The sequence below is a fragment of the Bacillus sp. LR--39 genome, assembly GCF_053613335.1.
In genome coordinates, this window is the sequence record NZ_JBSIOT010001008.1 from 1 (window position 1) to 658 (window position 658).

A 658-nucleotide genomic window follows, 5' to 3' on the forward strand; every position below is an offset into this window, starting at 1 on the left:
GGCCTCCGGAAAAACGGCTGACTTGCTCGCGCAGGGCATCATAAAGGCCGGTTGAATCCGTTTCAATCAGCTCTGTATGGATTTTGACACAATGGTTTTTGAGCACTGTGACTAAGTCATCCGCTGAATAACCTTCAAGTGTTTTATATTGCGGCTGATGCGCCCATTCAGGGACTGCCACGCCTCCTGTTCTTCGTTCACGGCCCAGGCTGGATGCGATTCGGTTTAAAAAGCTCTCTTGATTCTGAATAGTTCCCTTCGTCATCACTGCTCCTCCTTCGTGCGTTCACTTGTTTCTCTGTCCGCAAACCAGTCTCTGAATCTCGATTTATGCGGTGCCGGGAAGTCACGGATCTGTGTCCAATTTTTAAGCGGGCCGGGCCCTTTCGAAATTTTTTCGTCCTCTGTAAAAGGCGTCATGGCGGCCGGCGCCCATTTTGAGCCCATTTTGTAAAGCGATAAAGAGGATGCGCCAAGTCCGAATGCTTTCATTGCAAGCTTTTCACTGATCGGCGCCCTGCCTTCTTTTTCGACGATATTCTGACGATGCTTGAGTAGCAGCTCATGAAGCGGGATTTTGACCGGGCAGGCTTCTGAACAAGCAGCGCACAGTGAAGATGCGTACGGCAGCTCCTTATAATCGTCATAACCGCCGAGC

The 658-nt window shown here is 50.6% G+C and carries 2 pseudogenes; both read right to left on the bottom strand.

Annotated elements, in window-relative coordinates:
* Positions 1 to 265, bottom strand: a pseudogene (lutC, locus tag ACWHAR_RS28085) (lactate utilization protein LutC); the annotation flags it as partial.
* A pseudogene (lutB, locus tag ACWHAR_RS28090) lies at positions 265 to 658 on the bottom strand (lactate utilization iron-sulfur protein LutB); the annotation flags it as partial. The pseudogenes lutB and lutC, both read right to left, overlap by 1 nt.